At 64.2% G+C, this 25263-nt stretch carries 24 protein-coding genes; 11 read left to right on the forward strand and 13 right to left on the reverse strand.

Annotation, left to right across the window (positions count from 1 at the left end; translation table 11 throughout):
• Positions 1 to 60: 60 nt before the first annotated feature.
• Entirely contained in the window at positions 61 to 1098 is a 1038-nt protein-coding gene (locus JQ580_RS25670; RefSeq protein ID WP_409363232.1) for a transglycosylase SLT domain-containing protein, read from the reverse strand.
• 19 nt (positions 1099 to 1117) lie between these two features.
• On the opposite strand from JQ580_RS25670, the gene JQ580_RS25675 reads away from it, so the two are divergent.
• On the forward strand, positions 1118 to 2158 hold the full coding sequence (locus tag JQ580_RS25675) for a TRAP transporter substrate-binding protein (RefSeq protein WP_212282976.1): 1041 nt from the start codon (positions 1118 to 1120) through the stop codon (positions 2156 to 2158).
• 72 nt (positions 2159 to 2230) lie between these two features.
• Here the strand turns inward: JQ580_RS25675 and JQ580_RS25680 are convergent, their stop codons facing one another.
• From JQ580_RS25680 to JQ580_RS25710, 7 genes are all read right to left on the reverse strand, one after another.
• A complete protein-coding gene (locus JQ580_RS25680; protein ID WP_212282977.1) occupies positions 2231 to 2431 on the reverse strand; it encodes a hypothetical protein in 201 nt (66 codons plus the stop codon).
• Between the two features lie 42 nt (positions 2432 to 2473).
• Positions 2474 to 2713: a hypothetical protein gene (locus JQ580_RS25685; protein WP_249134421.1), complete on the reverse strand. Its 240-nt coding sequence runs from the start codon at positions 2711 to 2713 to the stop codon at positions 2474 to 2476.
• A gap of 59 nt (positions 2714 to 2772) precedes the next feature.
• Positions 2773 to 4071, reverse strand: coding sequence for a glycoside hydrolase family 130 protein (locus JQ580_RS25690; RefSeq protein WP_212283013.1), 1299 nt, complete (start codon positions 4069 to 4071; stop codon positions 2773 to 2775).
• A 35-nt stretch (positions 4072 to 4106) separates the two neighbouring features.
• The gene (locus JQ580_RS25695; protein WP_212282979.1) at positions 4107 to 6392 is read right to left on the reverse strand and encodes a glycosyltransferase family 4 protein; all 2286 of its coding nucleotides are present in this window, start codon (positions 6390 to 6392) and stop codon (positions 4107 to 4109) included.
• Complete coding sequence (locus tag JQ580_RS25700) at positions 6389 to 7189, reverse strand: class I mannose-6-phosphate isomerase (protein ID WP_249134422.1); 801 nt, start codon at positions 7187 to 7189, stop codon at positions 6389 to 6391. Before JQ580_RS25700 ends, JQ580_RS25695 begins: the two co-directional genes overlap by 4 nt.
• Positions 7190 to 7403: 214 nt before the next feature.
• Entirely contained in the window at positions 7404 to 7640 is a 237-nt protein-coding gene (locus JQ580_RS25705; RefSeq protein ID WP_249134423.1) for a type VI secretion system-associated protein TagO, read from the reverse strand.
• 8 nt (positions 7641 to 7648) lie between these two features.
• The gene (locus tag JQ580_RS25710) at positions 7649 to 7846 is read right to left on the reverse strand and encodes a hypothetical protein (RefSeq protein ID WP_249134424.1); all 198 of its coding nucleotides are present in this window, start codon (positions 7844 to 7846) and stop codon (positions 7649 to 7651) included.
• Positions 7847 to 8288: 442 nt separating this feature from the next.
• On the opposite strand from JQ580_RS25710, the gene JQ580_RS25715 reads away from it, so the two are divergent.
• On the forward strand, positions 8289 to 8927 hold the full coding sequence (locus tag JQ580_RS25715) for an HAD family hydrolase (protein WP_212282982.1): 639 nt from the start codon (positions 8289 to 8291) through the stop codon (positions 8925 to 8927).
• On the opposite strand, the gene JQ580_RS25720 is transcribed toward JQ580_RS25715, so the two are convergent.
• Together JQ580_RS25720 and JQ580_RS25725 are read right to left on the reverse strand one after the other, a co-directional pair.
• Positions 8924 to 9964 (reverse strand): phenylacetaldoxime dehydratase family protein, encoded by a 1041-nt coding sequence (locus tag JQ580_RS25720; protein WP_212282983.1) that lies wholly within the window; start codon positions 9962 to 9964, stop codon positions 8924 to 8926. The two genes, JQ580_RS25715 and JQ580_RS25720, sit on opposite strands and share 4 nt — an antisense overlap.
• 28 nt (positions 9965 to 9992) lie before the next feature.
• Entirely contained in the window at positions 9993 to 11009 is a 1017-nt protein-coding gene (locus tag JQ580_RS25725; protein WP_212282984.1) for a carbon-nitrogen hydrolase family protein, read from the reverse strand.
• 197 nt (positions 11010 to 11206) lie between these two features.
• On the opposite strand from JQ580_RS25725, the gene JQ580_RS25730 reads away from it, so the two are divergent.
• The 7 genes from JQ580_RS25730 to JQ580_RS25760 all read left to right on the forward strand — a co-directional run bounded on the left by JQ580_RS25730 (position 11207) and on the right by JQ580_RS25760 (position 17635).
• Positions 11207 to 12163 carry an AraC-like ligand-binding domain-containing protein gene (locus JQ580_RS25730; RefSeq protein ID WP_212282985.1) on the forward strand — a complete coding sequence of 319 codons (957 nt, stop codon included), beginning with the start codon at positions 11207 to 11209 and terminating at the stop codon, positions 12161 to 12163.
• Between the two features lie 191 nt (positions 12164 to 12354).
• Complete coding sequence (locus JQ580_RS25735; RefSeq protein ID WP_212282986.1) at positions 12355 to 13749, forward strand: methyl-accepting chemotaxis protein; 1395 nt, start codon at positions 12355 to 12357, stop codon at positions 13747 to 13749.
• A gap of 174 nt (positions 13750 to 13923) precedes the next feature.
• On the forward strand, positions 13924 to 14949 hold the full coding sequence (locus tag JQ580_RS25740; RefSeq protein ID WP_212282987.1) for an aldo/keto reductase: 1026 nt from the start codon (positions 13924 to 13926) through the stop codon (positions 14947 to 14949).
• A gap of 72 nt (positions 14950 to 15021) precedes the next feature.
• A complete protein-coding gene (locus JQ580_RS25745; RefSeq protein WP_212282988.1) occupies positions 15022 to 15186 on the forward strand; it encodes a hypothetical protein in 165 nt (54 codons plus the stop codon).
• An 11-nt stretch (positions 15187 to 15197) separates the two neighbouring features.
• Entirely contained in the window at positions 15198 to 15536 is a 339-nt protein-coding gene (locus tag JQ580_RS25750; RefSeq protein WP_212282989.1) for a c-type cytochrome, read from the forward strand.
• A gap of 89 nt (positions 15537 to 15625) precedes the next feature.
• A complete protein-coding gene (locus JQ580_RS25755; RefSeq protein WP_212282990.1) occupies positions 15626 to 17047 on the forward strand; it encodes an MFS transporter in 1422 nt (473 codons plus the stop codon).
• A 129-nt stretch (positions 17048 to 17176) separates the two neighbouring features.
• Positions 17177 to 17635, forward strand: a complete 459-nt coding sequence (locus JQ580_RS25760; protein WP_212282991.1) for a PEGA domain-containing protein — start codon at positions 17177 to 17179, stop codon at positions 17633 to 17635.
• Positions 17636 to 17704: 69 nt separating this feature from the next.
• Here the strand turns inward: JQ580_RS25760 and clpA are convergent, their stop codons facing one another.
• Together clpA and clpS are read right to left on the reverse strand one after the other, a co-directional pair.
• Positions 17705 to 20107 (reverse strand): ATP-dependent Clp protease ATP-binding subunit ClpA, encoded by a 2403-nt coding sequence (clpA, locus tag JQ580_RS25765; RefSeq protein WP_212282992.1) that lies wholly within the window; start codon positions 20105 to 20107, stop codon positions 17705 to 17707.
• A gap of 324 nt (positions 20108 to 20431) precedes the next feature.
• Positions 20432 to 20764, reverse strand: coding sequence for an ATP-dependent Clp protease adapter ClpS (gene clpS / locus JQ580_RS25770; RefSeq protein WP_063194953.1), 333 nt, complete (start codon positions 20762 to 20764; stop codon positions 20432 to 20434).
• Positions 20765 to 21245: 481 nt separating this feature from the next.
• Here clpS and JQ580_RS25775 point away from each other — a divergent pair, with 481 nt between their 5' ends.
• A complete protein-coding gene (locus tag JQ580_RS25775) occupies positions 21246 to 22598 on the forward strand; it encodes a TadE/TadG family type IV pilus assembly protein (protein WP_212282993.1) in 1353 nt (450 codons plus the stop codon).
• Between the two features lie 75 nt (positions 22599 to 22673).
• On the opposite strand, the gene JQ580_RS25780 is transcribed toward JQ580_RS25775, so the two are convergent.
• Entirely contained in the window at positions 22674 to 23012 is a 339-nt protein-coding gene (locus JQ580_RS25780; protein ID WP_212282994.1) for a phasin family protein, read from the reverse strand.
• Positions 23013 to 23399: 387 nt separating this feature from the next.
• Between JQ580_RS25780 and JQ580_RS25785 the strand changes: the two genes are divergently transcribed.
• The gene (locus JQ580_RS25785) at positions 23400 to 25226 is read left to right on the forward strand and encodes a D-alanyl-D-alanine carboxypeptidase (RefSeq protein ID WP_212282995.1); all 1827 of its coding nucleotides are present in this window, start codon (positions 23400 to 23402) and stop codon (positions 25224 to 25226) included.
• Positions 25227 to 25263 lie beyond the last annotated feature (37 nt).

Below are 25263 nucleotides of genomic sequence, written 5' to 3' on the forward strand. Positions count from 1 at the left end.
CGGCTCGCGTCAAGGAAGCACGCGGCGGGGCTGGCATGCGCGACGCCCCTCACCGCCGCCCTACCCGCTCAGACCCTTGTTCTTCAGCACGAAGCAAGCCCCGCCCGCCTTCCTGATCCGGTTGCAGAGATCATCCGCCTCGCTGCGCGTGTCTGCGCCGATCCGGACCTGATAGAACGCACGTGTGCCGCGGCTGCGCATCACCGAACTCAGCAGGCTCGGATCGCGCTCGCCGATCGCTGAGCCGAGCCGGGTGACCGCGCGGGAATACATCGCCAGCGCCCTGTTGCGGTCGAAGCCTGCGGCGAGCTGCACGCCCCAGGCCTTGGCGGCGGCGAGCTCGACATGCTGCTCGAGCTCGGCCACGAAGGCATTCGGCGCGCGCTTGAGCAGTGCCATCAGGTCGCGGCAGCTCGTCGGCGGCGCGCTCGGCGGTCCCTTTCCGGTGGCGCCTGCCTTGGCCCAGGCATCGACGCTCGTGCCGGTGATGGCGAGGACGTAGTTACGGGTCTGCTCCGGCATTCCGCCGGTGCCGGCGAGCCATTCCTGTACGCGCCGCGGGCCGGCATTGTACGCCGCCGCGGCAAGACCGAGATTGCCGAACTGGTTGCGCAGCTCGTTGAGGAATTCCGCCGATTTCGGCAATGCCTGAACCGGATTGAACGGATTGAGCAGCCCGCGCTCGCTTGCCGTGCCCGGCATGAACTGCGCGATCCCCTGTGCTTGGGCGCCGCTGCGTGTCGTGGGGCCGACCGCATCAGGCTGGAAGCGGCTCTCCTGCCAGATCACCCGGGCGAAGAATTCCAGCGGGAGATTGGCATCGCGCGCGGCGGCTTCCACGATCAGGCAGATCGACTCCCGCGTGTCGCTCTCGCGCGCATCGGATTTCTCCGGCGGTTTCGCGGGCTGCTCCGCGCTAGGTACCGTGGTGTCGGGCTTTGCGGGCGGATCATCCGCCGCCAGTGCCGGAATCGTCGAGACAAGCAGCGCGGCGATGACGGGCCATGCAATCCGCCTCAACCAAGGGCACGCCGCGCTGTGGCGCGCCCCGGTGCGGCATGCAACAAGATCATCTGCCCAGTTGTGGCATCCTGCCATGGTTCGATAAGCTGCCAATATGCTGCCTGACCTGCCTCTCCCAATGCGTTACCCCGTCAAACGGATCCGCGTCATATTCGCCCTGGTCGCACTGGTGCTGAGCCTCGCGCCGGCGGTCGCCCAGGTGACCTCTCCGGGCACCTCTCAGATAACCTGGCAGATGACCACGGAATACCCCGAGACTAACATCTCCGGGATCGGACTTGTGACCTTTGCCAGCCGCGTGTCCGAGCGTACGAACGGTGTCGTGACCGTGACAAACGCCTTCGACAACCGGCTCAAAATCAATTCCGGCGAGATGCCGCGCGCCGCGCTCGATGGCCGGATCGCCGGCGGCGATGCTTTTGCGGGCGCGCTCTCCGGGGTCGATCCGGTCCTCGGATTGTCCACCCTGCCGTTCCTCGTACAGTCGGCCGAAATCGCCCGTGCCACCAATCTGCGGGCGCGCCCGCTCTACGAGAAGGCGCTGGCGGCGCGCGGCCTCAAGCTGCTTTACGTGACGATCTGGCCGGCCACCGGCCTGTGGTCGGAACGTGCGCTCCAAGGCGCGGACGACCTGCCGGCGCTGAACTTGCGGGCCTACGATACCAATTCCAGCGAGGTCATGCGCGCGGCCGGCGCCAATGCGCAGTTCCTGCCGATGGATGCCGCGTTGGCGGGTTTGAAGGAGCATCGGCTGAACGCGTTTCTCACCTCCGGTGACGGCGGCGCGGGGCGCAAGCTCTGGGACTTCCTGCCGCACTTCACCGCCATCAATTACGCGATGCCGGTCTCGATCGCGTTCGTCCGCAACGACGTCTTTGCCGCTCTGTCCGAGCCGATGCAGCGCGAGGTGCTGGCCGCGGCCGCGGAAACCGAGCAAAGCCAGTTCGCGCTATTGGCCCACCGCACCTCCGAGAATTATGCGCGCATGCGCGACAATGGCGTCGCCATCGCCGACCCGGCGCCGCAATCTCTCCTCGCCGCGCTCCGGAAGGCTGCGACGGCCACGGTCACCGCCTGGGAGACGCAGGCCGGCGCGGACGCCGCCGCGATCGTCGAATGGGCCCGGCAGCAATGACGCGCGCGCGCTCGCTGTTGGCGTGCCCCCGGCTCACTGCGCCGGAACGGCAACCTGCCTCGCCTCTCGTCGTCAATTCTTGACCGGAACCAGGCTTTCGCCGCCGATGGCGCGGTCAAGGGCGTCGATCAGCGCCTGATATTCGACGAACTTGTTGCGCGCCCGCTCGGCCGTTTCGCGCTCGAAAGGCGCCGCAAGCACTTTCGCATGCGCGTCCCTGTCCTCGATCATGCGATCACGGGCCTTCTTCAGTGTCTCAAGTCGCTCGCTCATGGAGTCTCCTCTGCGCAGATTTGTCCGATGCCGGCCAAATTCTCAGTCGAGGCCCGGAGGCAGTTCGCCCTTCCGGAAGAACACGACGGGTTCATCGTCATAGTCCCCCATTTCCGGATCGCCGCTGGACGAGAACGCAACCACGCCGAGCTTGCTGAGGGCCAGCCTCTCCGCGGTTCGCAGAGCGCCACTTTCCGATTTGCAGACGATCGGTGCGTCGGCTTTCAGGTTTCCACCCTTGCCGGCATTGAATGCCTGCACCACGTAGGTTGTTGCTCGCATCACGAAGCCTCCTTTGCCCGTTGTCGGATCCAGATAACGTCGACGATTGCGAAGCGCGCTCAGCGCCGCATCGTATCCAAGAGCGCCGCAATCTTGATCGTCGCGAAATTAGAGAATGTGTCGGACACGGCATATGGCAGGATGATCTGGTCATTGTGCCTCATCGCGCCGCAGGTGTAGACGACGTTGGGAACATACCCTTCGCGCTCGGACGGGTCCGGCCGCAACAGCGGCTCGCGCGAACGCGCCAGCACCTTCGATGGGTCATGTTTGTCGAGCAGTGCTGCCCCGATCGAGTACTTGCGGATCGGGCCGACGCCGTGGGTCAGCAGTAGCCAACCCTCGTCGAGCTCGACCGGCGACCCGCAATTGCCGATCTGGACGAACTCCCATGGAAATTGCGGCTTCAGAAGGAGCCGGCCGCCCTCCCACGTATGGAGGTCGTCCGAGTAAAGCAGATATAGATTCTCATTGTCCTGCCGGCCTATCATTGCGTAGCGGCCGTCGATCTTGCCTGGAAATAGCGCCATGCCCTTGTTCTGTGCGGCGGCCCCTCGCAGAGGTGTCATTCGAAATGACATGAAGTCACGGGTTTCGATCAACTCGGACCGGATCGCCCGTCCGCTATACGCCGTATAGGTCGCATAGTAGGTCTCTCGACCGCCGTCGCTGAATTTGACGAAGCGCGCATCCTCGATGCCGTTGGATTGGGAATCGGTCACGGGAAAGATGACGCGCTCGCTGAGGTCTTGCTCGGGTCCGAACATCAATTCCACACGATCGCCATCCGGCCCGGATGCGCGATGGCTGATGCGAGGAACCGAGGCAAGACGCGCCGTCGGATCGACGGCCAGGCTTCCGTCAGCCGCAATCGTTCCGGTGCGAAACGTCAATGACGACACATGGCCCTCGCCGACGGCCCGGAGACTGATGATGAAGCGCAAGCCTCCCTTTGGTGCCGCCGATTGATCGGGGTGCGGGACGATACTGGGGTTGAACAAGGCGGAGGCTTCGAACGAATACTCACTGAGAAAATAGGCGCCGATCAGCTGACGCTGGGACTTCGAGAAGAGGCCGTGCGCTTCGAAAGCATCCTCCATTTCGTCGGCGCGGGCCTCGAACGTCTCCAGCAAGTTACGATGTCGCCCCTCGAAATTGTCCAGGACGTCCGCCAGCTGCGCGGCGACGGCTTCCGAATTAAGCGCCAGAACCCGGTCGACGATATGGTTTGCGCGCCGCTTGTCGGTCGGGTTCAAGTCGCGGGGCTCGGTTGCCGGCTTGAACGGCCGCACGATGACTCGTGCCGGATCGGGGCGCAGATGCAGCCCCTGCCGGTTCAGGAAAGAAGCGTGTGGCACGGTATCCTCGGCTAGTTGAATTGGGAGGGAAGAAATCAGGCGCCGACGGCGCGCAAGGGTGCGGGTTTCGTCATCAGGCTCTGGGCACGCGCGAGCTGACGCATCTCGGCAAGGGCAAGGAGATAGCAAACGACCGACTCGCCCCCGCGGTTTTCGTTCGCACGGTCGGGGTGCAATCCATCACGGCAGCTGCCGGCGATCGGATCGACCAGCGCCACCGAGAGATCATTCCTGCCAAGAAACCACGCGAAGGCTCGCATGGCCAGGGCTTTCCATTCGGCATCGCCGTCGCCACGCCACGCGGCCAAGCACGCGGCAATCGTCGCCGTCGCCTCCACCGGCTGCTGATCGAAGGCACGAGGGGGCTGCCGCTGCTCTCCGAAGCCAGCGGTACCGACCGGCCGGAAATGGCCCGCCGCGGACGTTTGCTGCGTCATGAGCCAGCGCAGAGACCTCAATCCGGCATCGAGATAATCAGGCATCTGTGTCGCCATGCCCGTGAGGATCAGGGCCTGCGGCAATCGCGCGTTGTCGTAGGCCAGCCCCTCCTCGAACCATATCCAATCCGGCGTCTCGACCGACGCCAGGCAGGACATCAACCTGTCGGCCAGGGAATGCCGGACCTCCCTGGCGTGAACATCGTCCGGCGCTACGGCGCAGTAGGCGTCCAGACCCAGCAGCGTGAACGACCACGCCCGAGGCGAGCGGAAGCTCTCCGCGATCGACAATGCCTGGGCGAACAAGGCACCGGCCCACAGGCGCCGGGCCGGGCTCGCGTCTCTGCGCGCGGCTTCGCCCAACGCCCATAGCGTCCGTCCGTGACTGTCTTCGGAGCCCCTGTCCTCGAGCCAGGTTCGATTGAAGCCCATGAAGTTGCGAAACTGCCTGGTGTCGGGATTCCAGGCATGCTGTACGAAGGCTGCAAATCGGGTCGTCAGGACATCCGGCAGCGGCCGTTCGCCCGGACCGTTGAGGGCGCAGGCGAGAAGCAACGCTCGCGCATTGTCATCGACGCAATAGCCGTGCGCGCGATCGGGCACCGAATGTACCGCATGCTGAAACAGGCCGACATCATCGCACATCGATAGAAAGTAGCCGATCTGCATATCGGGGGGCGCGGGACTACGAATTTCCGGCGCGCTCGCCTCGGGGCGCACGAAGACCTTCAACCGATGTCCCAGCCGAGCATTCTCGAAGACGGCCGCGTAGCGCTCAGCCACCCGCTCCCATGTCATGGTCCGGCTCGCCGCATAGGCGCGCCGGGACATCGCCTGCCGGCGCGCGGCGTCGGTCAGCAGGTTGGCGATCTCGCTGCCGATCGCTGCAGCGTCGCCGAACGGCACCAGGACTCCGCACTCGTCAGCAAGCAGCTCGCGTGCGTGCCAATAGGGAGTCGAGACAACCGGCTTCCCCATTCCAAAGCTGTAGGCCAGGGTGCCCGACGTCATCTGAGCCTCGTTGAGATAAGGCGTGACATAGACGTCGCACATCGAGATGAATTCGAGGAGCGTCGCCAAATCGGCGAACCGGTCGAGGAACACCACGTGATCGTCTATTCCGAGTACGCGAACCCGCGCCATCAAACGTTCGCGATAGGCTTCGCCCTCGTTCCGAACCAGGTTGGGGTGCGTCGCGCCGAGCACGACGTACAATGCGTTCTCGCAGCGCTTCAAGATCGAAGGCATCGCATCGATCATCACGTCGATGCCCTTGTTGGGCGACAGCAGGCCGAATGTCAGGATCACCGATTTTTGTTCAAATCCGAGCCTGGCCTTTGCGGCATCGGGTTCGACGAAGGCGACATCGGGAATGCCGTGGGGGATGACCTCGATCTTGTCGTCGGGCACCCGGTAGACGTCGCGCAGCAACTCGCGGCCCTTGTGGGCCATCACCACGACCTTCGCCGACGCATCGATGATGCGCTCCATGACCGTCCGTTGCGCCGGTGACGGCTTGTCCAGCACCGTATGGAATGTCGTCACCACCGGCATGGCAAGGCGTGACAGCAACACCAGGATATGGGCGCCGGCTTCACCGCCGAAAATGCCGAATTCGTGCTGCAGGCACACGGCGTCGAACTGACCGGCGTTGAGGAAGTCCGCGGCACGCATGTAGTCTTCGATGTTGCCCTCCTGGATCTGGAAGGCGACCGCTGGAGGATAATCATAGGTCTGGCCGCGATCGGTCATCGCCACGATGCAAGCCTCCAAGTCCGGGCGCGCAATCGCTATCGCGTTCTTCAGGTCGGTCGTATAGGTCGCAATTCCGCACCGGCGAGGCAACGAGTTGCCGATGACGGCGATACGGCGGAGCGGCGTCATGTCAGCACCTCGATGGTTTCACTGCCGGAGAGAGCGTCGCTGGGTCTTGTCATGCGTTCGCAGCGCTCCTGCAGCAGGGACGCAATTGGGTCCGGTCCCGGATAGGCGATCAGGATGCTCATCCCGCTCGAGCCGACATCGATGCCGGCGCTATCGGACTCAATGAAGATAGCGTCCCCGACAGTGGCATTGGCCCGTCCGATGCGTCCCTCCCCCTCGATCACGAGAACCCAGGCTTCCCGATCAGTCTGGAGTCCCCAAAGCGAATTCGCCCGAAGGTCGATCCGCTCGAACACGAATTGCGAACTCGCGACCAGAACCACGCGCGCTTCGGTGAGGCGTCTCGGAGGCGGTTGTGTCGGAGGTGGCCCGGCTTCGGAGGCAGCCACGACACTGTCCTCATGCAACTCGCGATGCCGGCCAAAGTCGAACAGGCGAAATGTCGTGTCGCTCCGCTGCTGGATTTCGGCGAGCACGATATCGGCGCCGATCGCGTGGATCGTACCGCCGGGAACGAAGATGACATCGCCTTGCGCCACAGGACGCCATTGCACGAGGTCCGCAATCGAGCCGTCCTTGACGGCTGCGCGCAACTCTTGCTGCGTGAGATGCCGATTCAATCCCAGCGCAATCCGCGCGCCCGGCAGCGCCGAAAGGATGTACCACGCCTCGGTTTTCCCGTTCGGCAAGCCGATCGAGCACGCGAATGCATCATCAGGATGAACCTGGATCGACAAGGGCTGGCTGGTGAACAGCAGCTTGAGCAAAAGTGCCGGATTGGGCGTGCTCTTGTCCATCCGCTCCAGCCACAACTCTCCGATTGGATCAGTCGAGGCGTCGATGCTGCTCCAGGGTCGCAAATCGAGGCGGCCCCAGGGTTTGCGAGCGATCTCGACCAAGGCATGCTCGATGGTCATCTGGTGTTCGATTCAAGCATGGCAGATCCTCCTGTTCACGGCGCCTGTTCGCGCCATCGGTCGTCTGCCAAGCCCGCGCCGCTCGGTGAACACCTCAACAACCGCGGCAGATGTTCTTCAGCTTCGCCGCGGTTCGCGCCTCTTCTGCAACGAACGGGTCCTTGTAAGGAGGCCGGGATGCGTCGTTCTCCACGGCACTGTGCTTCTTCAATTTCGGAGGGAACGCGGCGTCGTAGCAGGCGAGACGTCCGCTGGTGCTTTCGATTACGCGACAATCGGATTCAGCGGCGAGCGCGCCGTGCGCAAACGTGCCGAGCGCCAATGCGACCAAAAGGGTTTTCATGTCTCGAACCCATCGAACTCGTCAGGGAGCAGCAGCCGGCCTTGGGGTGTGCATATGCGCACATCGAGATAGCCTTCCTGCAAGAGTTCCCGCGCCTTCTTCAGGGCAGCGCTGGTCGTATCGCGGCTCAAGCTGACATATCCGCTTTGATCGCGACCGCTGACCAGATATTGCAGTTGCAGCGCTTTATCCATGCAGGAGAGCCGCCGCCGCTATCAGGAGCAGCAGAAACAGCGGCACTATCACCGGCGGCACGATCCAATCGGCCAAACGAAATCGAGGCATGCACCCTCCTCCTCAGTCGGCGGGAGCGCTCGTGACCCTCAGTCACCGATGGAAGCCGTGGGAAGGGCGGTGATGCGATGACCCTACGCTTTGCTTGTGCGGATAGCGAGCTTTTAAAGTGCCGTAGGACGTCAGCCAGCCCCGATGTCAGCGTAAAGGGCCATTGCATGTCGAGAGTTGCGCCTGCGGTCCGCCTCGTTTACGTCATGCCAGGTTCCGTGGCTCTGGGCGGTACTTCTTCAGACCTGTCGCGATGGTCAAACATAGTGGCAGGAACTCGGAGCCGCCAATTCGCAGCTATGCGTCACGCCAGCGTAACGGGGCGGCGCTCTTAACCTAGGCCTGCCCTTGATGGTTACAATCTTCTTTGATCTCGACGGCACGCTCACCAACCCGAAGCCGGGGATCACGCGCTCGATCCAGTTCGCGCTGGAGCGGCTGGACGTCGCGGTGCCGAGCGAGGACGAACTGACCTGGTGCATCGGGCCGCCCCTGCACGCCAGCCTCAAGAAGCTCACAGGAACCGACGAACTCGCCGACCGCGCGCTGCTGCTCTATCGCGAGCGTTTTTCCGATATCGGCCTGTTCGAGAACGAGGCCTATGCCGGCATCGTGGACACGCTGACGACGCTCGCTGCGACCGGCCAGCGCATGTTCGTTGCGACCAGCAAGCCCGCGGTCTACGCCACCCGCATCGTCGATCATTTTGGCCTGAAGCCCTATTTCGAGCGCGTGTTCGGCTCCGAGCTTGACGGCACGCGCGTCGACAAGCGCGACCTGCTGCGCTACGCGCTCGACGAGACCAAGGTCGATGCTGGCAGCGCCATCATGATCGGCGACCGCAGCCACGACGTGGTCGGCGCCAGGACCAACGGCATGACCGCAATCGGCGTGCTCTACGGCTATGGCAGCGAGGCCGAACTCAGGGACGCCGGCGCCCATCACATCTGCGCCGCGCATCCCGAGCTGCTCGGCCATTGCGTAGCCTAAGCGGCGACCGTCTCGACCGCGGCCAGCATGCCTGTCTTCGGATGACAATCCCGGTATTCGAAGAACTGCTCGTCCGCGGCTGCCACCGTGACCTCGTGATAGAGCCGTAGCCTGGCTGACGGCCCGAGCGTCGACAGATATTTCATCGCGGCACCAAAAATCCTGACATGGGTCGGATGCGACTCCGCCCAGCGTTCCAACGCCGCCAGGCTCTTCCACCAACTCTGGCCGTAGGACTTTTCGCTCACGCTGCCATCGGCTTGAATCACCTGCATGTAGCGGTTGGCATAGCAGCCGATTGCGAGCCCCTGGTCGCGTAGGAAATCCATGCCTTCGCGCAGCACCGGCTCGACATCGTCGAGATAGAGCTTTCGCTCCGACGCAGCGGTATCGCTCCAATCCTGTCCGGATCGGATCAGGCAGAGATTGTCGTGCGCCGCCACCCGTAGCCGCGCTCCGTCCCGGATCAGCTCCGGCACGCCGCCAGGCGCCATCGCGTCGGTTTGCGACAGCGGAATACGGTCGCGCATGCCGCCCCAATAAGCGTGCTCCTGCACCTCTCCGCTCATGCCGCCGGCAATCGCCGCGATACCCTCGGTCCGGTCGGGCGAGGAGAACAACGTCTCGTGCCGTGCCACAACGGGACGCAGCACCTCGATGAAGGTGCCGACGCCCTCGCGCTGCCGTCCGGTCCATGCCGCGCGCGCCGGTTCGAACCAGGCGTCGAAGCGTGCGGTGTCGTCCCAATAGCCAACCGAAACGATGGTCTCATGGCCGGCCTGGTCGACATAGCGCGCGCGATCCCAATGCAAGGGCCCGCTCTCCGCCGAGAAGCGCTTCGCGATCTCAAGCAATGCCTCCATTGCGGCCGCCGGCGCCGGGCCGCAATACTGCACGCCGAAATAAGCCATCACGACGCGGCTCACGGCCAGTTTGTAGCGCGCGACGAAAGACGGATACGGCGGCTGGTAATCATCAGGCACGCGCTTGTGGCGCGTGCGCACGGTCTCGAGATGCTGAGGAATTGCAGATTCCATGATCGTCCCCTCCCCTCGCCCCCGGTGATCAGCTCGCCGCCGCGGCAATGTCCGTGGGCTCGACGGCATCCGCCGGCAATGCGAACTGCTCGACGCGCTGATACCGCTTCTTGTTGAGCAGCAGCCGCGTCACGTCGGGGCGCGAATAATGCCCGGCCGGATCCGCCGCGTTCTTGGCGACGCCGATGGCGCCGAGATCGATCTCGGCGATTAATAGTCCCTCCTGGTCCGGCGCGAGCTTGTCGCCGATCTGGCTGCCGTCCGGCCCGTAGATCGCAGCAAAGCCGCCGCCGGCATGCAGCAGCGCGTGCTTGTCCGGCCGGTCGCAGAGCTCGTCGATCATCGCTTGCGACACCGTCGCGCAGGGCGCGAGCACGAAGCAGGAGCCCTCCACTGCATAAACGCGCGAGGCAGCGTTGTTGACCTCCGCCCCAAGCGCCGGCGCGAAGGGGTCGTAGAGCGAGAAGCTCGGCCAGGCCGCGACGTGCACCTGCTCGTTCTGGGCGTACATCGCGTATTTCGACAGCGGCTGAAGATGCTCCCAACAACACAGCGCGCCGATCCGGCCGATGTCCGGCCTCGCGTGCACGGCGAGATCGCTACCGTCGCCCTCGCCGTAGACGGTGCGCTCGGCATGTGTCGGCCGCAGCTTGCGGCGCTTGGCGATGGTCTCGCCATCGGGCCCGATCAGCCATTGCGCCAGATAGAGGCTACCGCCATCGCGTTCGGACAGGCCGAGCACCGCGGTGAGCCTTGCTGTCCGCGCGGCATCGCGCAGCCGAGCGGCCTGCGGACTGTCATAAGACAGCGAATTGTCGAAATAGCGCTGCACGAAGCCGCGCCCGATCGCCCAGGCCGGCGAATCCATCCAGATGTGCCAGGGGTAGCCGGGGATGAAGGCCTCCGGAAAGGCGATCAACTTGGCCCCTTTCTCGGCTGCTTCTTTGATCAGCGCGATCGACTTGTCGATGGAGGCGTCGAGATCGAGCCAGGCCGGCGCCGCCTGCACCACCGCCACCTTGTATTTCGGATGTTCGATGCCCATTGCCGCCTCCCTTGCCGGTTGATCGGAAGCCGTCTCCGATGCAGTCTATTGGGCCAAAGCGCGCGACCGGACGCTCGACCGCGGCGGAACAAAAACTCGACCGGCCAGGATTTCGGGTCCGGTACGGGATTTGCCTCCGGTCACGCCGGATCCGCCCACAGGTGATGTTGCTGGACAGGAAAAGGGAGGCTGGCCAGATGCCAATCCAGTTCACGACGGACGGCAGCCCCGGCTACCGGCGGCTCGCGCTCTGGCAGGACATCGTCTGCGACGTTTTCGTCGGGCTCGACTGCAAGTCCGATCTCGGCAGCGCCTTTCGCGGCTCGGTCACGCAAGTCCCGCTCGGCAAGGCCGCATGCTCCGAGGTCTGCTCCGACCGTCAGCATGTCCTCCGCACGCCCTCCCGCATCGCGCGCTCCGATCAGGATTTTGTCCTGGTCGCGCTCGGTCATCACGGCGACGGCGGGGTGGTGCAGGACGGCCGCGAGACCGTGATCCATCCGGGCGAGTTCGCGCTCTACGACACCACGCGACCCTATGAGCTGAAGTTCAACGACGCCTTCACGCAGACCATCTTCAAGGTGCCGCACGAGATGTTGCGGCGCCGGCTCGACGGCAGTGAAACGTTGACGGCGATGTCGTTCGGCGCCGAGGCACCGCTCGAGCGGCTCGCCTATGACTTCATCTTCCGGCTTTGCCAGAGCGCCGACCGCCTCGCCCCTGGCAACGCCGCCGTCCTGTCCGAACAGGCCGTCGACCTGCTCGCGATGGCGCTGAGCGAACGGCTGGGCAAGACGTCGCTGCCGTCCTCGACCCACCGCTCCGCGCTGGTCTTCCGGCTCAAGGCGCACATCCGCGCCCACCTGGCCGATCCCGACCTGACATTGTCGGACACTGCGGCTGCGCTCGGCATCTCGCCGCGCTACGTGAACGACCTTCTCGCCGACGAGCAGACCTCGTTTCAGCGTTACGTGCTGGCCGAGCGCCTTGCGCAATGCCGTCGCGACCTCGCCTCGCCGGCGCTCGTCCATCGCCACATCAGCGAGATCGCCTTTGCCTGGGGTTTCAACGACCTCTCGCATTTCGGGCGCGTCTTCCGCGACCATTTCGGCATGTCGCCGCGCGATTTCAGGCAGAGCCAGCTGCGTCACTAAGTTCGGTCAGCGGGAGCGTCCCTGGAGATTTCCGGCACGAAGGCGACGCTGTGATGCAGCGATGTCGCGCCTCGGGACATCACGCGGCCGAGCGCCCTCCGTTTGCAGAATTCCGATAGGAAAGCTTACGAGCCATTCAGCTTCGGCGCCTAAAATGAAGGGGTTCGTCCACAAGCTTGCCGGAAAGCCGCATGTCCCTGTTCGCCAATGCCGACCGCAAGCACTCGATCGCCGCACTGAAGGTATCCAATGCCGCGCCGGACCAACTGATAGCGTTGCAAGCCCGCGACGAAGCTCTGGCGACATACATCGAGGCCTTGGCCGAAGGCAATTTCCTCGCACCCGGTTGCGACGGAGACGATCGCTTGTCCAAGGCCGTCTCGAAGCTCGCGGCGAGATTGGCCGGTGATGCCTCCAACAAGCTCGACGCCATCGTGGATCTCAACGTCCAGAGCAATGAAACCGCGATTTCCGCAGCCCGGATGCTTACCGCCTGCGGGGAAGTCGATCAACGCACGCAAGCCCTCGCCGCTGCCAGCGAAGAGATGGTCGCTTCGGTGGGCCAGATCCGATCCAATGCCGAGGATGCGGCTGCAAGCGCCGCGCAGATGAAGGTCGGCGCCGAACAGGGAATGTCCACCGTCCGGCTCGCAGCGAGGGCGATGGAGCGGGTCGAGGCGACTGCGAACGACGCGTCGGACAAGATCCTGGCCCTCAGTGCCGCATCCGAAGAAATCGGCGCCATCGTGGGTTCGATCGATGCGATTGCAAGGCAAACCAACCTTCTGGCGCTGAACGCGACGATCGAAGCCGCACGCGCCGGCGAAGCTGGACGTGGCTTTGCCGTGGTCGCCTCGGAGGTCAAGGGACTGTCGCAACAGACCGGCAAGGCGACCGAGGACATTCGCGAGCGGATCCAGCGCCTGAGAGATGAGGTCGAACTCATCGTAACCGCCATGGCCGGTTGCAAGTCTGCGGCCGCCGAGAGCAAGGGCGTCGTTACGCAACTGGGCGAGGAGATGTCCAGCGTCGAAGCTCGGACAGTCACCCTGACGGGCGGCATGGACGAGATCGCCAACATCCTCAATCAGCAGACCGAGGCGTCTCGCGAAGTGGCCGAAGGCATCGCGGCGATTGCGCGGATGACGCTGGCGAACGTCGATCAGATCAAGAGCATTTCCTCTCAGCTCGACGTCTCCCAGGGGATCGCCGGAAGGCAGCTTCAGGACATTGCCGGCCTGTCTTTCGACAACAAGATTCCGCGGCTCGCCAAGGCGGACCACGTCATCTGGAAGAAGCGCCTTGCAGACATGGCGATCGGCCGCGCGACGCTGAAGGCCGATGAACTCGCAGATCATCATTCCTGCCGATTGGGCAAATGGTACTACGGCGATGGATCTCTGACGATGCGCGGTCATCGGGCGTTCGGACCGCTCGAAAAGCCGCACGCCCTTGTTCACGACCACGGAAAACGGGCTGCGAAGCTTTTCGCGGACGGCGACCTCGCCGGCGCCCTCAGGGAAATCGCGCTCGTCGAAGAGGCATCGGCCGACGTGCTGAGACTTCTTGACGACCTTAGTCGCTGAGGTCCGGCCGCGCGCGGCGATCACGGCCGCGAGCCTGCAAATCACGACGGCGTAGCGCGTCGACTGAACGCAGGGCCGCCATGTGCGCGCGCAATGGTCCGGGCCGAATCCCTGCGCTACCATCGGCCAACGCCGACGCGCGCCGCAAACAGCGCTCAGCCAGGGAGCATATCGATGGAATACCGACGCTTGGGCCGGTCAGGCCTCATGGTGCCCGCTCTGAGCCTTGGCACCGGCACTTTCGGCGGCGTCGGTCGCCTCGCGGCGTGGGGCACGACGGATGCGACCGAAGCGAGGCGCCTGCTGGACATCTGCCTCGAGGCCGGCGTGTCGATGTTCGACACCGCTGACGTCTATTCGCTCGGCGAGTCCGAGCGGGTGCTCGGCGAAGCCATCAAGGGCCGCCGGGACAAGGTGCTGATCTCGACCAAGGCCACCTTCCGCTTCGGCGATGGTCCCAACGATATCGGCTCGTCACGGCAGCATCTGCTCGCAGCCATCGACGCTTCGCTGAGCCGGCTCGGTACCGACCACATCGACCTGTTCCAGCTGCACGGCTTCGATGCCTTCACTCCGCCCGAAGAGGTGCTTTCGACGCTCGACGTGCTCGTGCGCGCCGGCAAGATCCGCTATGTCGGCGTTTCCAATTTTTCCGGCTGGCACCTGATGAAGTCGCTCTCTGTTGCCGACAAGCACGGATTTCCGCGCTACGTCGCCAACCAGACCTATTATTCGCTGATCGGGCGCGATTACGAATGGGAGTTGATGCCGCTCGGCCTCGACCAGGGATTAGGTGCCGTGGTTTGGTCGCCGCTCGGATGGGGACGCCTCACCGGCAAGATTCGCCGAGATCAGCCGAAGCCCGAGGTCAGCCGCCTGCCCAAGACCGCCGAGTTCGGCCCGCCCGTGCCGGACGAGCACGTCTATCGCGTCGTCGACGCCATCGACGAGGTCGCGAAGGAGACCGGCAGGAGCGTCACGCAGATCGCGCTGAACTGGCTGCTGCAGCGCCCGACCGTGTCGACGCTCATCATCGGCGCGCGCAACGAGACGCAGCTGCGCGAAAATCTCGGCGCAATCGGCTGGTCCCTGACCAAGGACCAGATCGCAAAGCTCGACGCGGCCAGCAAGGTGACGCTGCCCTATCCGTACTGGCACCAGCGCACGACCTTCACCGACCGCAATCCGCCGGCGGTGTAGCGGCCCGCCCTTGAGCTGCATCAAGCCGGCGCATCGCAGCCGTGGCATCGTGCCTTGTCGCGAGGGCTCCCGATGCGCCGACTTGCCATGAAGGCCCTGTTCACGGCCCTCAATCTGAGCCGCGCCGAAGGGAAGCGGATCGATTGGGATCGCCGCATCCTGATCTTCTCGACGGGAGTCACGATCGCCTTGATCACACTCTACGTCTGGGCCAAAGCAACCTCGCGCTGGGAATGACGGAGGGCGCGATGAACAGGTTCGCACCGGCGCTGCTGGCCATTGGTGTTCTGTGGAGCAGCGAGAGTGAGGCCCTGGACCTCGAACAGCGCCGCGTTGAAGCAATGCTGCAGCGGATGTGCGCGCGGTGCCACGCGGTCGGCCGGACGGGCACGAGCCCCAACGCGTTGGCAACGCCGTTCCGGTATCTCGGCGAGAACAAACTCTACGACCCCGACTTCACGCAGCGTCTCCAGGACGGCTACAGCAGCATTCACCGTGCCATGCCGACGGCCCGATTCAGCCGCGAAGACGCCGAGGCCGTGGTAAGCTACCTCAGGGCGATTCAGGAACCGCGTAAGGCGAAATAGGGCTGAACGGCTGCAGCTTCGACTGGAACCATCCCGGGTTGGTTCAAGTTGCGGACCAGCAAACCCGCCTCAACCGAATACGCTCCACGATGTCGTCAATCACAATCGAGCACGCTGACGGCCTGCCGCAGCCACAGCGCAACCAGGCGGTGCTGACCATTGCGCTCGGCATCATCATGGCGGTGGTCGACAGCGCCATCGCCAATGTCGCGCTGCCGACGATCGCGGCTGACCTCGACGCGAGCCCGGCCTTCTCGATCTGGATCGTCAACGGCTACCAGCTCGCCATCACGATCTCGCTGCTGCCGCTGGCTTCGCTCGGAGAGATCATCGGCTATCGCCGCGTCTATCTGGTCGGGCTGGTGCTGTTCACGCTGGCATCCGCCTTTTGCGCGCTGGCGCATACGCTGCCGCTGCTGACGATCGCGCGCATCCTCCAGGGCTTCGGCGCCGCCGGCATCATGAGCGTCAATTCGGCGCTGGTGCGCTTCACCTACCCGCGCAGCCAGCTCGGCCGCGGTATCGGGCTCAACGCGCTCGTCGTGGCCTTCTCGGCCGCCATCGGCCCAACGATCGCCGCAGGCATTCTCGCGGTCGGAAGCTGGCCCTGGCTGTTCGCCATCAACGTGCCGCTTGGGGCGGTGACGCTGCTGCTGGGCCTGCGCAGCCTGCCGCACACCAAGCCCGCTACCCATTCGTTCGACTGGCAAAGCGCGGGGCTTTCAGCCATCACCTTCGGCGTAGGGATCGCGGCCGTCGACAGCGTCGGTCACGGCGAGGCTGCCATCACCTGCCTGATCCAGTTCGCCATTGCGCTCGTCGCCGGTGCGCTGCTGATCTGGCGCGAAACCCACATGACCTCGCCGCTGCTGCCGGTCGACCTGTTGCGCATCCCGGTGTTCGCACTGTCGATCGCGACCTCGATCGCCTCGTTCTGCGGGCAGATGCTGGCCTTCGTCGCGATGCCCTTCTACCTGCAGAGCCGCTTCGGCTATTCGGCGGTGCATATGGGCCTGCTGATCACGCCTTGGCCGATCGCCGTGGCTTTCGCGGCGCCGCTCGCCGGCCGCCTCGTCGAGCGCTATCCGGCCGGCCTGCTCGGCGGCATCGGACTGACGCTGTTCGCCTGCGGCCTTGCCGCGCTTGCTTTCGTCCCTGCGGATCCATCGGCGTTCGACGTGATCTGGCGCATGGCGCTGGCGGGCGCCGGCTTCGGCCTGTTCCAGACCCCCAACAACCGCACCATGATCGCGGCCGCCCCTCGCGAGCGTGCCGGCGGCGCCAGCGGCATGCTGGGCACGGCGCGCCTGCTCGGCCAGACCACCGGCGCTGCGCTGGTGGCGCTATTGCTCGGACGGTATCCTCTTGAGGGAACCAGACTGGCACTTCTCGTAGGCGTCGGTTTTGCGCTTTGCGGCGCGGTGCTGAGCATGCTGCGACTGTCTCCGGCCGGCGCGCGCGGCGCCGAGCACGTCCGCGTGCAGGACGATCAGCGCCTGCGGGGCGACTGAGGGAACCTCACCTTCCGGCGCCTGCCATTCCCGTACACAACCCCTGCGCGGCTTAACTATCCGGACCAGTGACCTCTTGCGCTCGCGCTCCGGTTGCGCTTGATTGGCGCGGGGAATAAGGGGCACTTCATGCGTTTACTGGGAATTGCGGCGCTCAGCGTCATGCTGGGCGGCTGCGCGTCTGTCACGCGCGGCACGACTGAGAACATCAGCATCTCATCGACACCTTCAGGCGTGGAAGCCGTCGTCAGCGGAATGGAAGTTCCGACCACCTGCACGACGCCCTGCTCCGTAGTCGTCAAGCGGAACGCCGACATTTCGATCACCTTCCAGAAGGAAGGCTATGAGCCGCAGGTCGTGCCGCTCACGCGCGACATACCGACAGCGGGAGCTGCCGGCTTCGCCGGCAATCTCCTGCTCGGCGGCGTGGTCGGGATGGGCGTCGACGCCGCGACGGGGGCAGCCACCGATCACAAGCCCAATCCGGTCATCGTGACGATGCAGCCAACCGTCCGCGCCCGGCCGCCGGCCGCGCCGAAGAAGCCACGGGCACCGGCGCCAGCGCACGCGCCTGAAGCAGGGACTTAACGGGTCTCGCATAGCCTCAAAAGCAAAAGGCCGGCTTTTCAGCCGGCCTTTCGATTCATTGCGCGCGAATCAAACCTTGACCAGCGGCCCCTTGGAGGCCGGCCCCTTCGGGCCGCCCGGCTTGGACTTGCCCGACGTGCGCTTGCGAGCCCCGGGGAGCTTCTCCTGCTTCGGCGTGACGGGCCCCTCGACGAATTCGAAGCCAATCTTGTCCTTGGTCTCGTCGGCCTCGTCCTTGACCAGGACGACGCGGACGTGCCCGCCGCCCTTGAGCTTGCCGAACAGCACCTCGTCGGCCAACGGCTTCTTGATGTGCTCCTGGATCACGCGGGCCATGGGACGCGCGCCCATCTGCTCGTCGTAACCATGCTGGACCAGCCAGGCCTTGGCAGGCTCCGACAGCTCGATGGTGACGTCGCGATCGCCGAGCTGGGCTTCGAGCTGAAGCACGAACTTCTCGACCACGGTGCCGATCACCTCGACGCTGAGATGGCCGAACGAGACGATGGCATCGAGACGGTTGCGGAATTCCGGCGCGAACTGCCGGTTGATCGCCTCGTGGTCATCGCCTTCCCGCTTGGAGCGCGTGAAGCCGAACGCCTGCTTGGCGAGATCGGACGCACCCGCGTTCGTGGTCATGATCAGGATCACGTTGCGGAAATTGACCTGCTTGCCGTTGTGGTCGGTGAGCCGGCCGTGATCCATGATCTGCAGCAGCACGTTGTAGAGATCGGGATGCGCCTTCTCGATTTCGTCGAGCAGCACCACGCAATGCGGATGCTGGTCGACGCCGTCCGTCAACAGGCCGCCCTGGTCGAAGCCGACATAGCCGGGAGGTGCGCCGATCAGGCGCGACACGGTGTGCCGCTCCATGTATTCGGACATGTCGAAGCGCAACAGCTCGACGCCGAGGCTGGCCGCGAGCTGCTTTGCAACCTCGGTCTTGCCGACGCCGGTCGGACCCGAGAACAGATAGCAGCCGATCGGCTTCTCCGGCTCGCGCAAGCCGGCGCGCGCCAGCTTGATCGATGCCGCGAGCGATTCGATCGCCCTGTCCTGGCCGAACACGGTGCGCTTCAGGGTCGTTTCGAGATGCTTGAGCACCTCGGCATCGTCCTTCGACACGCTTTTCGGCGGGATCCGCGCCATCGAGGCAATCGTGGTCTCGATCTCCTTGATGCCGATGGTCTTCTTGCGCTTGTTCTCGGCCACCAGCATCTGCGCCGCACCCGACTCGTCGATCACGTCGATCGCCTTGTCCGGTAGCTTGCGGTCGTGGATGTAGCGCGACGACAGCTGCACCGCAGCCTCGATCGCCTCGTTGGTGTATTTCAGCCGATGGTAGTCCTCGAAATACGGCTTGAGGCCCTTGAGGATCGCGATCGCGTCCTCGACCGTCGGCTCGTTGACGTCGATCTTCTGGAAGCGCCGCACCAGCGCGCGGTCCTTCTCGAAGTGCTGACGGTACTCCTTGTAGGTGGTCGAGCCCATGCAGCGGATCGTGCCCGAGGCCAGCGCCGGCTTGAGCAGATTCGAGGCATCCATCGCCCCGCCCGACGTCGCGCCCGCACCGATCACGGTGTGGATCTCGTCGATGAACAGGATGGCGTTGGGATGCGCCTCGAGCTCCTTCAGCACCTGCTTCAGGCGCTCTTCGAAATCGCCGCGATAGCGCGTGCCCGCGAGCAGCGTGCCCATGTCGAGCGAGAACACCGTGGCGGCCGCCAGGACTTCCGGCACCTCGCTGTCGACGATGCGCTTGGCGAGGCCCTCCGCGATCGCGGTCTTGCCGACGCCGGCTTCGCCGACGAACAACGGGTTGTTCTTCTGCCGGCGGCACAGCACCTGGATCGCGCGGTTGATCTCGGAATTGCGTCCGATCACCGGGTCGATCTTGCCGTCGCGCGCCTTCTTGTTGAGATTGACGCAATAGGTCTCGAGCGCCTCGCCCTTCTTCTTGGTGTCCTCGGCGCCGCCCTTGGCCTCGGTCTCCTCATCGACACCGCGCACTGGCCGCGCCTCGGAGACGCCCGGACGCTTGGCAATGCCGTGGCTGATGTAGTTGACCGCGTCATAGCGCGTCATGTCCTGCTCCTGCAGGAAGTACGCGGCATGGCTCTCGCGTTCGGCGAAGATCGCGATCAGCACGTTGGCACCGGTCACCTCTTCGCGACCGGAGGATTGCACATGGATCACCGCGCGCTGGATCACGCGCTGGAAGCCGGCGGTCGGCTTGGCGTCGTCGGCGCCATCGGTGACCAGATTTTCGAACTCGGTCTCAAGATAATTGACCAGGCTCGTGCGGAGCTTGTCGAGATCGACGCTGCAGGCGCGCATGACGGCGGCTGCATCGGAATCGTCGATCAGGGAGAGCAAGAGATGCTCGAGCGTCGCGTATTGGTGATGACGCTCGTTTGCGATCGCCAGTGCACGATGCAGGGATTGTTCAAGGCTTTGAGAAAAAGTCGGCATTCGCGTCCTCTATGGCCCCCACCATCATGATCGCCATCGCCCGGTCAGGCAACAACAACCTTTGTCACATATAGTTATACAAAACCGCGGCGAAAGACCGGTTCCGCGACTCCGGCGGGCGACAGCCCTGCGGTATTTTCGATGCAAAACCCGTTCCGATCGTGGGCGGCATCGGCGCCGGTGGAGAATCCGTAGTTTTGCCGACTCAGACGGGCGTCGCGCAGTGGCATCACGCGACAATCACACTGTGGCCGGCACGCGCGCCGGCTTTACGGGAAGGACACACGCCTAGAACACGCGGCAAAAACACCGCCAAAAGGCGCCCTACTTCTTTTCCATCACGCATTGTAGCGGATGCTGGTGCTTGCGGGCGAAATCCATCACCTGCGTCACCTTTGTCTCGGCGATCTCGTAGGTGAACACGCCGCACTCCCCGATGCCATGATGATGGACGTGCAGCATGATCTTGGTCGCCGCCTCGATGTCCTTGTTGAAGAACTTCTCTAGCACGTGAACGACGAACTCCATCGGCGTGTAGTCGTCGTTCAAAATCAGCACGCGGTAGAGGTTCGGCCGTTTGGTCTTGGGCTTGACCTTGGTGATGACCGAAGTGTTCGGACCCGACGGGGTGCCCGAACGGTTCTCGTCATTGCTCATGCGAGGAGCGTAAGCAGCGGCTGGCGCGAACGGGTCGAGTCTGGAAGTCAATTGCGGCATGGCTCAGGCGTTCAAATTCCCCATGGAAGCGAATAGCGGTCGCCGCGCGACTCCGCCTCAGGAGCCTGGCGCAGGCGCGCCGCCTCGTTGGATCGCCGCTCCCGACAATCCGGTCCAAACCGGATCGTTCGCCAGCAATATGGGCCTGCCCCCGGCTCGCCGCAAGCGTGGCGAGGTCCGGCCGATGCGGCCTTGGCAGTCCCGATTCCCGGTTCGGGCGACCGCGGCAAGGTTAAACAATCCAGACCGATTTGACAAAAATTTCGGCCCCTCGCCTTTAGAACATGTTGACCAGGAACCGCGGTTGTTAACCCGGATGCGACGGTTTCACGCGGGTAGCTCCGGCTTTCTACGGTCCAGTTTACCTGCCGTTCAATGGCGTGGCGCCAAATCGGGCAAAACACCGATTTCGGGGATTGTCATGTCTCGCCTAGCCCTCGTCAGCCATCTTGGTCGACAATTCGCCCGCTTCGCAGCGGCCGAGCAAGGCAATATCGCCGTGATCTTCGCCATCGCGCTGGTCCCGGTGCTGAGCTTCGTCGGCGCCGCGATCGACTATAGCCGCGCCGCCCAGGCCCGCGCCTCCATGCAATCGGCCCTGGACTCCACCGCGCTGATGCTCTCCAGAGACCTGTCGGCCGGCACGATCACGACGTCGCAGATCGGCACAAAGGCGCAGACCTATTTCAATGCGCTGTTCACCAACACCAACACCCTGCCGTCGGTCAGCGTTGGAGCCACCTATAACGCGAGCACCAGCATCGGCTCGACGATCCAGCTGACCGGAACCGGCACCTACACGACCAGCTTCATGAAGATCGCCGGCTTTCCGACGCTTGGCATCGACACCAGCTCCACCAGCGCATGGGGCCTCACGCGCATGCGCGTGGCCCTGGTGCTCGACAACACCGGGTCGATGGCCGACGATGGCAAGATGGCGGCGATGCAGACGGCCGCGAAGAACCTCGTCGATCAGCTCAGCGCGCTCGCCAAGACGACCGGCGACGTCTACATTTCGATCGTGCCCTTCGCGAAAGACGTCAATGTCGGCGCCAGCAACTACAACAAATACTGGGTCGATTTCAGCGATTGGGATGCCGCGAACGGCAGTTGGAGCTGCACTTCGGGCAACAACTGGAACTGCAACAACTGGAAATGGACGCCGGCCAACCGCAACACCTGGACCGGTTGCGTAACCGACCGCGACCAGGATTACGACACCAAGAACACCGCGCCGACCAGCGGCAATGTGGGGACGCTGTTCCCAGCCGAGCAATACTCTTATTGCAGCACGAGCAGTTCGGCCTATCTGCAGCCGATCATGCCGCTGAGCTACGACTGGTCCGCACTCAAGACCCGGATCGACGCCATGAAGCCCACCGGCAACACCAACCAGGGCATCGGCCTGGCCTGGGGCTGGATGACGCTATCGGCCGGCGATCCCATGAACGCGCCGGCCAAGGACACCAACTACACCTACAAGGACGCGATCGTTCTTCTTTCCGACGGTCTCAACACGCAGAACCGCTGGTACAGCAACGCCTCGCAGATCGACGCGCGACAGAAGAAGCTCTGCGACAACGCCAAGGCCCAGCCCAACAACATCACGATCTACACCGTGCAGGTGAACACCGGCAGCGATCCGACCTCAAGCGTGCTGCAATATTGCGCCAGCAGCGCCGACAAGTTCTATCTCGTGACGTCGGCCAGCCAGACCGTTTCGGTGTTCAAGGACATCGGCACCTCGCTGTCGAAGCTGCGCGTGGCGCGCTGACGGATCGAACCCGCGCAAATAGAAAGCCCGGCTGGTTCAGCCGGGCTTTTTCGATTCCAGGATGTCCTGGAGAATTTACTGAGCAGCCGGGGTGAACTTCGACACGATGGTCTCGACCGGCTTGAACGCCTGCTTGGCGAGATCGCTGTAGAGGCCGGCGATCTTCTGCGATTCCGCAACGAAGGTCTCGTAGGCGGAACGGGCGAAATCGGTCTGCGCTTCCATGGCCTTGTCCAGCGACTTCACGCCGGAAATCTTCTCGACGAAGGACTTGGTGTCTTCGAACGACTTCTTCGTATAGTCGCCATAGGCGCTGGCGATCGCCTGGAGGCCGTGCTGCACCGAGGTCGCGGAGGCGACGTACTGCTCGAAGTGCTCTTTCCCGTAGCTCTGAAAGTCTTCAACCTTGAACATTTTCGGAATCCTTTTCCCTAGATCGCGTCGGGAAGCCCCGGCTCCCTGACCCTGCCCACAAATAGTGCAACGCACAAAAAAGTCAACGAATTTGTGCGACGCACAAAACTGGATGCGAGTCGTCGAGATTCCCGGGGTTATCCGCAAGGGTTCTTTAAGCTTTTGGAAACTCCGGGCCCCTACCCTGATTCCTGGACGTGTTCAGCTTCCACTGACGGTTAAAACCGTTTGAGAACATCACCTTAGCCAGAATAGCGGTTCAGGCCGAACGTCTCTCGCGGCGAACACCAGCGGTGGGACAGCCTGAGCAGGTAATGATCCCGGGTCCATTGGGCACAATTTCGCCTCACGAGCCGGTGATCAGTTGAGAAACGGGGACGGGGTTCCATGCTTCGTAAAAAGTTGTCTTCCTCGCGCTTGGCGCGGGTTGGCGTTTTCGGGCTTCTGACGGTCACCACCGCGGTCATCTTCACCACCGATGCCGCCGAGGCGCGGCGTCATCGCCGCCAGTACGCGCACCACCGGGTGCAGCGCGATGTGTCCGAGAGTTCCCCGAAATTTGCGTCCATCATCGTCGACGGCAATTCCGGCGCGGTGCTGCAGGCGAATAGCCCCGACGGGATCCGCCACCCCGCCTCGCTCACCAAGATCATGACGCTCTATCTGCTGTTCGAGCGTCTCGAGTCCGGGAAGATGAAGCTCGACACCGAGATGCCGGTGTCGCAGCACGCCGCCGATCAGGATCCGACCAAGCTGAACTTGCGCGCCGGCCAGACCATTCGCGTCGAGGACGCGATCAAGGGTCTCGTCACCCGCTCCGCCAACGACGCAGCCGTGGTGATTGCGGAAGCGATCGCCGGCGACGAGGACGACTTCGCCCAGATGATGACGCGCAAGGCGCGCTCGCTCGGCATGTCCAAGACGGTGTACCGCAACGCCAACGGTCTTCCCAACGACGAGCAGGTGACGACCGCGCGCGACCAGGCCACGCTCGGCCGCGCCATCCAGGAGCGCTTCCCGCGCTACTATCGCTATTTCGCGACCTCGACGTTCAACTGGCGCGGACAGTCGATCCGCAACCACAATCACCTGCTCGGCAGTGTCGAGGGCGTGGACGGCATCAAGACCGGCTACACCCGCGCCTCCGGCTTCAATCTCGTGACCTCGATGCGCCGCGGCAACCGTCATCTGATCGGTGTCGTGCTCGGCGGCCGCAGCGGCGGCTCGCGCGATGCGATCATGCGCAACCTGCTCGCGGAGAACCTCGAGAAGGGCGCGACCACCCACACCGTGGCCGCGGTCACGGAACGCAACGCCACGGACGCCGGCGCCGAAATTGCCGACGCTTCGCCTGTCCCGGCCCGTCCCGTCCCGCAGGTTCAGGCTGCTTCTACCCCTGCTCCTGAATCCGCTCCGTCGCGTCTCGCCGCACGGCTGTCGACGCTTGCGGCTGCGACGGCCGCAGTGCCGCCGGCTCCGATCAAGCCCGAAGTCCGGCCGACCGAATCCAAGATCGAGCCGGCGCCGCTCACGAACGGCGTGATCTCGAGCCAGCCGCTGTCCATCATCCCCGGCTCGTCCGAGCCGATGAAGCCGGTTCGGGTCAAGACGGTTCAGGTCAAGGCCGGCGCCGTAAAGATCGCCTCCGCCGCCTCCACCCAGGTCGCACCGCCGGTCACCAACGCCATTTCGTCCCGTTCCGAGGTCGCCGAAACCTCCGGCGCCGTCGTCGCCCGGGCCGATCTCATCAACAAGCCTGAAATCGTCAGCCAGTCTGACGCGCCGAAGGCCGAGATGGCCCGCGCCGAGCTGCCACGGCAGCCGACGGGTTTCGGCACCGGCAACGGCATCCTCGGGGTGCTGCCGGCCGCAACGGCGGCTGCGCCCGCCCCGGCCGCTCCGAAGCTCGCCTCCGCCGATCCGATGCCGATCCAGATGAGCGCCACCACCAAGCCGGCGGTCACGCACAGCGGCTGGATCGTTCAGGTCGGTGCGCTCGAGAGCGAGAACGAAGCCCAGCAGCGCATCGACGCCGCGCGCAGTTCGGCCCGCGGCCTGCTCAGCAAGGCCGATCCGTTCACCGAGCCCGTCGTCGCCAAGGACAACCGCAAGCTCTACCGCGCCCGCTTCGCCGGCCTCGATCGCGACCAGGCCGAAGCGGTCTGCCGCACCCTGAAGCGCGCCGAGATCTCCTGCATGACCGTTCGCAACTGATCTCCTTCCCCGTCCCGATCAAAATGCCCGCGCGCTG

It is taken from the genome of Bradyrhizobium sp. SZCCT0148 (assembly GCF_018129985.1).
Lineage (GTDB): Bacteria > Pseudomonadota > Alphaproteobacteria > Rhizobiales > Xanthobacteraceae > Bradyrhizobium > Bradyrhizobium japonicum_H.

What these genes read in the sequence shown, in the direction of transcription:
- JQ580_RS25775 (WP_212282993.1), top strand. Translation starts at nt 21,246, where the DNA reads ATGTCTCGCCTAGCCCTCGTCAGCCATCTTGGTCGACAATTCGCCCGC.
- JQ580_RS25735 (WP_212282986.1), top strand. Translation starts at nt 12,355, where the DNA reads ATGTCCCTGTTCGCCAATGCCGACCGCAAGCACTCGATCGCCGCACTG.
- JQ580_RS25745 (WP_212282988.1), top strand. Translation starts at nt 15,022, where the DNA reads ATGCGCCGACTTGCCATGAAGGCCCTGTTCACGGCCCTCAATCTGAGC.
- JQ580_RS25700 (WP_249134422.1), bottom strand. Translation starts at nt 7,189, where the DNA reads ATGGACAAGAGCACGCCCAATCCGGCACTTTTGCTCAAGCTGCTGTTC.
- JQ580_RS25675 (WP_212282976.1), top strand. Translation starts at nt 1,118, where the DNA reads ATGCTGCCTGACCTGCCTCTCCCAATGCGTTACCCCGTCAAACGGATC.
- JQ580_RS25720 (WP_212282983.1), bottom strand. Translation starts at nt 9,964, where the DNA reads ATGGAATCTGCAATTCCTCAGCATCTCGAGACCGTGCGCACGCGCCAC.
- JQ580_RS25715 (WP_212282982.1), top strand. Translation starts at nt 8,289, where the DNA reads ATGGTTACAATCTTCTTTGATCTCGACGGCACGCTCACCAACCCGAAG.
- JQ580_RS25730 (WP_212282985.1), top strand. Translation starts at nt 11,207, where the DNA reads ATGCCAATCCAGTTCACGACGGACGGCAGCCCCGGCTACCGGCGGCTC.
- JQ580_RS25750 (WP_212282989.1), top strand. Translation starts at nt 15,198, where the DNA reads ATGAACAGGTTCGCACCGGCGCTGCTGGCCATTGGTGTTCTGTGGAGC.
- JQ580_RS25670 (WP_409363232.1), bottom strand. Translation starts at nt 1,098, where the DNA reads ATGGCAGGATGCCACAACTGGGCAGATGATCTTGTTGCATGCCGCACC.
- JQ580_RS25685 (WP_249134421.1), bottom strand. Translation starts at nt 2,713, where the DNA reads ATGCGAGCAACAACCTACGTGGTGCAGGCATTCAATGCCGGCAAGGGT.
- JQ580_RS25710 (WP_249134424.1), bottom strand. Translation starts at nt 7,846, where the DNA reads ATGGATAAAGCGCTGCAACTGCAATATCTGGTCAGCGGTCGCGATCAA.
- clpS (WP_063194953.1), bottom strand. Translation starts at nt 20,764, where the DNA reads ATGAGCAATGACGAGAACCGTTCGGGCACCCCGTCGGGTCCGAACACT.
- JQ580_RS25760 (WP_212282991.1), top strand. Translation starts at nt 17,177, where the DNA reads ATGCGTTTACTGGGAATTGCGGCGCTCAGCGTCATGCTGGGCGGCTGC.
- JQ580_RS25725 (WP_212282984.1), bottom strand. Translation starts at nt 11,009, where the DNA reads ATGGGCATCGAACATCCGAAATACAAGGTGGCGGTGGTGCAGGCGGCG.
- JQ580_RS25780 (WP_212282994.1), bottom strand. Translation starts at nt 23,012, where the DNA reads ATGTTCAAGGTTGAAGACTTTCAGAGCTACGGGAAAGAGCACTTCGAG.
- JQ580_RS25680 (WP_212282977.1), bottom strand. Translation starts at nt 2,431, where the DNA reads ATGAGCGAGCGACTTGAGACACTGAAGAAGGCCCGTGATCGCATGATC.
- JQ580_RS25695 (WP_212282979.1), bottom strand. Translation starts at nt 6,392, where the DNA reads ATGACGCCGCTCCGCCGTATCGCCGTCATCGGCAACTCGTTGCCTCGC.
- JQ580_RS25785 (WP_212282995.1), top strand. Translation starts at nt 23,400, where the DNA reads ATGCTTCGTAAAAAGTTGTCTTCCTCGCGCTTGGCGCGGGTTGGCGTT.
- JQ580_RS25755 (WP_212282990.1), top strand. Translation starts at nt 15,626, where the DNA reads ATGTCGTCAATCACAATCGAGCACGCTGACGGCCTGCCGCAGCCACAG.
- clpA (WP_212282992.1), bottom strand. Translation starts at nt 20,107, where the DNA reads ATGCCGACTTTTTCTCAAAGCCTTGAACAATCCCTGCATCGTGCACTG.
- JQ580_RS25740 (WP_212282987.1), top strand. Translation starts at nt 13,924, where the DNA reads ATGGAATACCGACGCTTGGGCCGGTCAGGCCTCATGGTGCCCGCTCTG.